The organism is Oribacterium sinus (genome assembly GCF_963553175.1).
GTDB lineage: Bacteria > Bacillota > Clostridia > Lachnospirales > Lachnospiraceae > Oribacterium > Oribacterium sinus_B.
Window position 1 is genome coordinate 1 of sequence record NZ_CAUVME010000053.1, and the last position, 7,880, is coordinate 7,880.

The window sequence follows — 7,880 nt, forward strand, 5'->3', positions numbered from 1 at the left end:
GTTACTAATAGGTCGAGGGCTTATCCAATGCGTCTGGTTTTTGTCTAAAGTCTAGTCTGGAATAATCTTTGATATGTTGTTTACTTAGGATTGGCGGATGTCATCGTATTGTACTTTGGGGTTCAGACCTTTCCTTAGTGATTTAGTTTCATTAGCAGGTACGATATGGCCCGGTGGCTCAGTTGGTTAGAGCGCCGCCCTGTCACGGCGGAGGTCGACGGTTCGAATCCGTTCCGGGTCGCTAGCCTTAGGGCTTATATATGGATGGATTCCCGAGTGGCCAAAGGGGGCAGACTGTAAATCTGTTGTCACTGACTTCGGTGGTTCGAATCCACCTCCATCCATTGAGACAATATGTCTTATGTAGAGTAATCTACACAACTGGGGTCTTAGCTCAGCTGGGAGAGCATCTGCCTTACAAGCAGAGGGTCACAGGTTCGAGCCCTGTAGGCCCCATTTGATTATCGCGGGATGGAGCAGTCTGGTAGCTCGTCGGGCTCATAACCCGAAGGTCGTTGGTTCAAATCCATCTCCCGCAACGAAAGAGACTTTTAAAGTCTCTTTTTTTTATTGCTTTTCCGTATACTTTGTTCTATTGTAGAAAAGCAAGATTACTGCCATAGTAAGTAGAAGGGGGTAAGGATGAGAGTAGGAATATTAACCAGTGGAGGAGACTGTCAGGCTTTAAATGCAACCATGCGCGGTGTAGGAAAAAGCCTATATAACTTATTGGGAGACGTGGAAATCTATGGTTTCCTGGATGGTTACAAAGGTTTGATTTATGATGAATATCGTAAGATGGAGCGTTCCGATTTCTCCGGAATTTTGACGGAAGGCGGAACTATTCTGGGAACCAGTAGAACACCCTTCAAACAGATTCGGGAACCGGATGCCAATGGCTTGGACAAAGTTGAGGCGATGAAGCATACTTATAGAAAGCTTCGCCTGGATTGTCTTGTGGTTTTAGGGGGTAACGGTTCTTTAAAAACAGCTAATCTTTTGTCGGAAGAAGGATTGAATGTTATCGGTTGTCCCAAGACCATTGATAATGATTTGTACGGTACAGATATGACCTTCGGTTTTTATTCTGCCGTTCAAGTAGCTACCAATGCCATTGACTGTATTCATACTACGGCTGCCAGCCATGGTAGAGTATTTATTGTAGAGATTATGGGACATAAGGTAGGACTGCTTACCCTTTATGCCGGACTTGCCGGCGGCGCCGATATTATTTTGGTTCCGGAGATACCCTACGATATCAATGCGGTTTGTAAAAAGATTGCGGAGCGTCATGCCGGTGGTTCTCGTTTCTCTATTGTAGCTATAGCGGAAGGTGCCATTTCCAAGGATGAATCTAAACTGACAAAGAAGGAATTAAAGAAGAAGCTTGCGGAGGATAGGAAGAATCATCCTTCCGTAGCCTATAAGCTGGCGAAGGAAATAGAAGAAAAAACCGGTGCAGAGGTTAGGGTAACTGTTCCCGGACACACCCAAAGAGGTGGACAGCCGGTTCCCTATGACCGTGTTTTTGCCACAAGAATCGGTGCGGAAGCTGCCAGAATGATTAAGAAGGAAAAATACGGTGTGATGCTTTCTTTAAAGAATAATGAAATCACAACGGTTCCTTTGGCAGATATTGCCGGTAAATTAAAAACGGTGGATCCGGATTCCGGAATTGTGAAGGAAGCCAAGATGCTGGGTATTTCTTTTGGAGATGAAGAGTAGCCGAAGATGAAGTTTTGTATAGAGCTTATTTAAAAAGAACTTGATGAACTTAGGCGCCAATTTTATCTGTTTTAACGATATAGAAGGGATAAGAAGAATTGTCATATACCGCTTTATACAGAAAATGGAGATCCCGGGATTTCGATGATTTGGTTGGACAGGATGCCATCACTCGTTCCTTTAAGAATCAGGTAAGTCATGATCGTATTGGTCATGCTTACCTTTTTTGTGGTACCAGAGGTACGGGTAAAACCTCCATGGCGAAAATCTTGGCAAGGGCTGTGAATTGCCTAAATCCTAAGGATGGAAATCCCTGTAACGAGTGTGCAAACTGTAAGGCCATTTTGTCCAATACCAGTATTAACGTATATGAAATGGACGCAGCCAGTAACAATAAGGTGGATGATATCCGCTTGATTCGGGAACAGGTGGAGTATCCACCTGTAGGCATGCGCTATAAGGTATATATCATCGACGAGGTGCATATGCTGACAGAGTCGGCCCATAATGCCTTTTTGAAAACGCTGGAGGAGCCGCCGGAATACGCCATATTCATCTTGGCTACTACGGAGCCGAACGCCCTACCCATTACCATTCTTTCCCGCTGTCAGCGTTATGATTTTCGTAGAATTCCTGCAGACATTATTGCGGACAGGTTGAGACATATTGTGGAAGAAGAGCATATTGCCATTGAAGAGGAGGCTATTCATTATATTGCCCGGATGGGAGATGGCTCCATGCGTGATGCGGTGAGCCTTTTGGACCAGTGTGCCAGCTATGATTTTCAGCGAGAAATTAGCTATGAAGATACTTTGAAAATATTGGGAGCGGTGGATACCGCAGCATTTTCCCAAATGATTGCTTCCCTTCGAGAGAAAGACATAGCAAAAGCAATGACCTTAGTTTCCGAAGTTTTGGAGCAGGGAAAGGAGCTTAGCCAATATACTTCCGATTTACTGAATTATTATCGTAATATCATGTTGGCGAAAACCGTAGAGAAGATTGACGGTTTGATGGATTTATCCGCAGAAAATAAAAAACAGCTTCTTTCCGACGGGGAAAGCCTTTCCATGGAAGAAATACTTAGGGGCATTCGCTTATTGACAGAGCTTTTACAGCAGTATCGTTTTGCCAGACAGAAGCGTGTTCTGTTGGAAAGCACATTGGTTAAGCTGGCTCATCCGGAGATGGAAGGGAAGACGGATGCTCTTTTACAAAGATTGCGGGAGCTGGAAGAAAAGATGGAGAAGGGAAGCTTTCTTCCTGTAGAAAGGACAGCATTTTCCAAGGAGGAAAATGGAGATGTACCGGAGGCCATGGAAAAGGAAGTTGTCCTTCCTAAAGCCCAGTATGAGGACTATATGCTTTTAAAGAAGGACTGGGATATCATCAAAAACTATTTTGATTCTCCCACGGTGAAACAGGCCTTGGCGAAATCCAGAGTTTATCCGGCAAAGGATAAGAAATCCATGGTCATTGCACCGAGCCTGGGCATGCTTTCCAATGTACTTACTGATATGGAACTCCTGGAAATCGGGAAGGTGATTTCCGCAAAATATCAAAAGGAATTTCATTTTGTTTTGGGAAAGGTGGAAACGGAAGAACGCAGTACCAAATATGTTTCCGATGAAGATTTAAATAAAATTTCCATGACGATTGAGATTAGCGATCAGGAATAAATCAAGGCTTGGATTCGCTAAAATAAAAGGATAAAAATCTCACACTGTAAGGGAATTATAAGATTTCGCATAGATTTATTCTTGGGATTCATGGTAAAATAGTAAAAGTTATGCTTAATTTAAAATTAAGGAGGAGCTATGGCAAAGCATGGTGGATTTGGCGGGGGAATGCCCGGCATGAATATGAATAATCTGATGAAGCAGTATCAGAAGATGCAGAAGAAGCTGGAAGAAACCCAGGAGGAGCTGGCAAAAAAGGAATACGTAGCTCAGGCCGGAGGCGGTGCCGTTAAGGTCGTGCTGAACGGGGAGAGAAAGGTCTTAAGTGTCAGTTTGAATAAGGATGCCGTAGATCCGGAAGATGTGGAAACTTTGGAAGAAATGATTGTTCTGGCAATGAACCAGGCCCTTTCCGACATTGAAAAGGAATCCAATCAGGAAATGGGCAAGCTTACCGGCGGAATGGGGTTAGGATTTTAATGGAGTATTTTTCCAAGGATATGGACCGTCTGGTGCAGGAGCTTTCCAGGCTTCCCGGCATAGGTCCGAAGTCCGCACAAAGATTAGCCTACTTTCTGATTAACGGAGAGAAAGAACAGGCCTACGCTTTGGCCGACAGCATCAAAAAGGCCAGAGACAGTATTCGCTACTGCAAATGCTGTTGTACCTTAACGGATGGGGAGCTTTGCCCGGTATGCAGTAGTGCGGAAAGAAACCATAAACAGATTATGGTGGTGGAAAACCCGAGGGATATGTCCGCCTATGAACGAGTAGGCAAATATCAGGGGGTTTATCATGTTCTCCACGGGGCGATTTCCCCTTTGCTTGGTATCGGACCGGAGGACATCCGTTTGAAGGAGCTGATGGTTCGTTTGCAGGGAGAGGTGGAAGAGGTGATTATTGCCACCAACTCTTCTTTGGAAGGAGAAACCACCGCAAGCTATATCACAAAGCTGATTAAACCTTTAGGAGTGCCCTTAAGCCGTATTGCTTCCGGGGTCCCTGTAGGGGGAGATATAGAAAATATTGATGAAATAACACTTCTTAGAGCATTGGACGGAAGAGTCAGTTTATAGGAAGTGGAAGGGGTATTATGGACAAGTACGAGTTTAGTATCAAGGCAGAACAGATTAAAAAGTTAAGCAGTCAGGGAGATTACAAGACTGCTATGCAGATTGCGGATACCATTGACTGGAATAGGGTGCGTAATGCAAACCTTCTTTCTTCTATTGCGGATATTTATGAGTACAACGGAGAGTACGAAGAGGCTAAGGATATTCTGCTGATGGCCTTTGAGAGAGCACCGGTGGGAAAGCGTTTTCTTTATAAGCTTTCAGAGCTGTCCTTACGTTCCGGCTCTATCGAAGAGGCTATTGAATTTTACAAGGAATTCCTGGATGTCAGTCCTGAGGATCCCAGAAAATACCTGCTTCGCTATAAGATTTTGAAGGCAAAGGGAGCAATGGCCTCCCAGCTGGTAGGACCTTTGGAGCAGTTTACTGAAACCGAGCTGGATGAGAAGTGGCTTTATGAGTTGGCAAAGCTTTATGGTGAAGCCGGAAGAGAAGAGGATTGCATCGCCCTTTGTGATAAGATGATTCTTCTTTTCGGTATGGGAAAATATGTGGATAAGGCCCAGGATTTAAAGCTTCAGTATCGTCCCTTTGAAGAAGATACAAGAAGAGCACTCCGAAAGGAAAGCTTTGCCCTTCCGGAGGAAGAATCTGCTTTCGAAGAGAAGAAGAGTTCCGGACGGGGCGTATATGAGGACAAGCCCTCTGTTAGAGAAGTTCCGGAAGAAGCTTCAGAAGCATTGGCGCCAAAGGAAGTAAGCAGAGAAGAAATCCAAAGGGAAAAAGAAAAGCAGGCGGAGAGCAATGCGTTAAGTCGGTCGGAAGAAAAACCGGAGCAGGAAAAGGAATCGGAAACAGAAGCATTTTCCAAGGAGGAGACTGTAGGAGCTTCCGATCAAACTTCCGATAATATGTCCCCGGAAGATTCCAAAGAAGCATCCAAAAAATATTCCGAGGACAGCTCCGAGGAGAAGGCCGAAGGAAAGGAAGCGGCACAGGAGGAAACTCCGGCAGCAACGGATAAGGATGAGTCTATCCCCACCTACCACATGATTATTGAAGCGGACACTCTGGAAGAAGGCTTCAAGATTGCGGTAGAGGAAATCAAGTATTTCCATCAGGAATACAATCTTGCGTTTAAGGTAGCGAAAACCAATGCGGACAAGCTTAATGAAAAGGGCTTCGCTCCATTTGCGGAGAAGCTGAAGGAAAGAGATTTAATTATTGAAGAAGCCGGAAAACTGAAGTACTCCGTTGTGGATGAAATCGAAAGATACATTCAAAATCCGAAGGACGCTTCTTCTATTATATTGGTGGATGTGTACGATCATTTTGATCGTATGGCTGAGGATAGACCCAGATTTATCGACTACTTCGACATCGTTTCCAACAAGGAAGAGCCGGAGGAAGAAGAGGATAACGATCTGGAAGACGTGGATCTTGAGGCTTCCGTAGAGGAACCGGAGAAGGAAGAGCCGGAAGAGACTGTGGAAGAAGAGTATGTTCCCCATAAGCCTTCCATTTTCGACAGACCGGCACGTCCCTATACCGAGGTTTTGGAGGAAGAAGCCCGGAAGGAAGAAGCTAAGGAAAAGCAGGAAGCTCCATCGGCAATCCGTGAGGAAGCCGATTCTCGGGACTTCGAAGATGCAGAGCCCGAGGATGAGTATTATGATGATGAAAATGAAGACTATGACGAGGAAATAGAAGAGGAAGCTGTTGAGGATGCTCCTTCTGTAAGAGAAGAGAGAAGAGAAGCTCCAATCAGGGAAGAGGAAGAAGACTTATCCGCTATTTCCGATGCGTTGGAAAAGCATTCTCCTCTTGGTCAAAAGGAAAAGAAAAATGTGGGAATGAGCATAGACGAGTTTGCGGAATATGCGATATCTTATGCCGACAGCATTGACTGTGCCATCACGGAGAAGGGAATCACCGCTCTCTATGAGAGAATTCAGCTTATGGAAGAGGACGGAATTATTCTGAATAAGCAAAGTGCGGAGGACCTGGTGGAGGAAGCCGCAGACCAGGCGGAGAAACCAAGCCTTGGCAAGAAGTTAAGTTCTTTCCTTCGTCCAAAGTACAATAAGGACGATAAGTTGATTTTACGAGAAGAACATTTTATGGGGTAAAATATGGGAATGAGTGAAATGGGAGTAGGCTTAGTCCTACTCCTTTCCCTTAGTGCCATGGTATGGCATGGCTACAAGAAGGGATTATTAAAAAAAATATTTGCGATGACCTCCCTGCTTCTCTCCATTGCTATGGCAAAGCTGCTTATGCCAGTGGCACAGCAGGAGCTTGCCAAGAATCAAGAGTTGCAGAAGCTGGTGCAAAATATTGCAGGCTTTTTCTTCCCGATTCAGAGGGAGGGAGCGCAGCTTTCCGATGTGATAGGCAGCAATCCTACACCGGACAAGTCTATGGAAAACATTGATTTGTTCTATCAGTTTATCGGTCTGGAACAATGGAAGGCCAATCTTTCGGAGAAAATCTTCCAGCTGGTTTATAGCGTGATTTTCTTTGTAATCTTATATCTTATTCTTCGGATTCTTTTGAAAATTGGCTTTCAAATTTTGGAGTATCTCTTTAAATTACCGGGACTTAACCTGGTAAACCGGCTCTCCGGAGCGGCGTTATCAGCGGTGGAATGGGTGTTTTGGCTTTGGTTCGCCTTGATTCTTCTCAGTATTCTGCCTAACTTCCCCCTAAAGGATACGATTTTGGAAGGCTTTTCCCGACCGGGGAGTATTCCCTATATTTTGAAGGAAAGCAATCTGTTTACAAGAATTTTTTTTATGAATTAACAGAAGGAAAAACAAGATATAGAAGCCTTTAAACCAAGATATAGTTGTTTCCTGAAAATGGAAAAAAAATCTAAAAAAAAGGCAAAAAATTGCTTGACAGTCCCATAAACGGGTGTTAAGATACACAAGCTGTCGCAAAAAACAAGACAGCAAATGCGGAAAGAAAGCAAGGAAAATCAAGGCTTTAGCCGAGGTGAACCGGAAAACTTTTTGCAAAACTGAACCTTGAAAATCAAAGATCGAATAATACACAGACCCTGAAGATTCTTGAAAAGAAGTTCTTCTAAGAAGAACGAAAAGCCGGAGTTCCGGCAGAGAAAATTCAGAAGCACAGAAATGTGCAGCGAAAACAAACTTTAACAGTAAAAAGGAAAAACAAGCTAAGCGCGTTTTGACTTGGACTGAACTTAAACTGTCAGTGATGACAGATTCTATGTATTGGACCTCCTCCTTGCTTTGAAGCAAGTTCGGAGCCCTGCTTCGCAGGGTACAGCTTACGCTGTAGTCTGGTACATTACGTACTTTTCTTTAAGAAAAGTACTCATTATGAGAGTTCGATCCTGGCTCAGGATGAACGCTGGCGGCGTGCCTAACACATG

The 7,880-nt window shown here is 44.3% G+C and carries 6 protein-coding genes and 4 tRNA genes; all 10 read left to right on the forward strand.

Annotated elements, in window-relative coordinates:
• Positions 1–167: 167 nt before the first annotated feature.
• A tRNA-Asp gene (locus RYO92_RS10310) sits at positions 168–241 on the forward strand.
• A gap of 21 nt (positions 242–262) precedes the next feature.
• Positions 263–344 (forward strand) — tRNA-Tyr (locus tag RYO92_RS10315).
• Between the two features lie 39 nt (positions 345–383).
• Positions 384–456 (forward strand) — tRNA-Val (locus RYO92_RS10320).
• 9 nt (positions 457–465) lie between these two features.
• Positions 466–539, forward strand: a tRNA-Met gene (locus tag RYO92_RS10325).
• 103 nt (positions 540–642) lie between these two features.
• Positions 643–1,725, forward strand: coding sequence for a 6-phosphofructokinase (locus tag RYO92_RS10330; protein ID WP_315370328.1), 1,083 nt, complete (start codon positions 643–645; stop codon positions 1,723–1,725).
• A 98-nt stretch (positions 1,726–1,823) separates the two neighbouring features.
• The gene (gene dnaX / locus RYO92_RS10335) at positions 1,824–3,404 is read left to right on the forward strand and encodes a DNA polymerase III subunit gamma/tau (RefSeq protein ID WP_314346420.1); all 1,581 of its coding nucleotides are present in this window, start codon (positions 1,824–1,826) and stop codon (positions 3,402–3,404) included.
• Positions 3,405–3,542: 138 nt separating this feature from the next.
• Positions 3,543–3,884, forward strand: coding sequence for a YbaB/EbfC family nucleoid-associated protein (locus RYO92_RS10340; protein ID WP_304069578.1), 342 nt, complete (start codon positions 3,543–3,545; stop codon positions 3,882–3,884).
• Positions 3,884–4,480 carry a recombination mediator RecR gene (gene recR / locus RYO92_RS10345; RefSeq protein ID WP_007158335.1) on the forward strand — a complete coding sequence of 199 codons (597 nt, stop codon included), beginning with the start codon at positions 3,884–3,886 and terminating at the stop codon, positions 4,478–4,480. Before RYO92_RS10340 ends, recR begins: the two co-directional genes overlap by 1 nt.
• A 17-nt stretch (positions 4,481–4,497) precedes the next feature.
• Positions 4,498–6,606 (forward strand): tetratricopeptide repeat protein, encoded by a 2,109-nt coding sequence (locus RYO92_RS10350; protein ID WP_315370329.1) that lies wholly within the window; start codon positions 4,498–4,500, stop codon positions 6,604–6,606.
• Between the two features lie 3 nt (positions 6,607–6,609).
• Positions 6,610–7,281: a CvpA family protein gene (locus tag RYO92_RS10355; RefSeq protein ID WP_315272615.1), complete on the forward strand. Its 672-nt coding sequence runs from the start codon at positions 6,610–6,612 to the stop codon at positions 7,279–7,281.
• Positions 7,282–7,880: the final 599 nt, after the last annotated feature.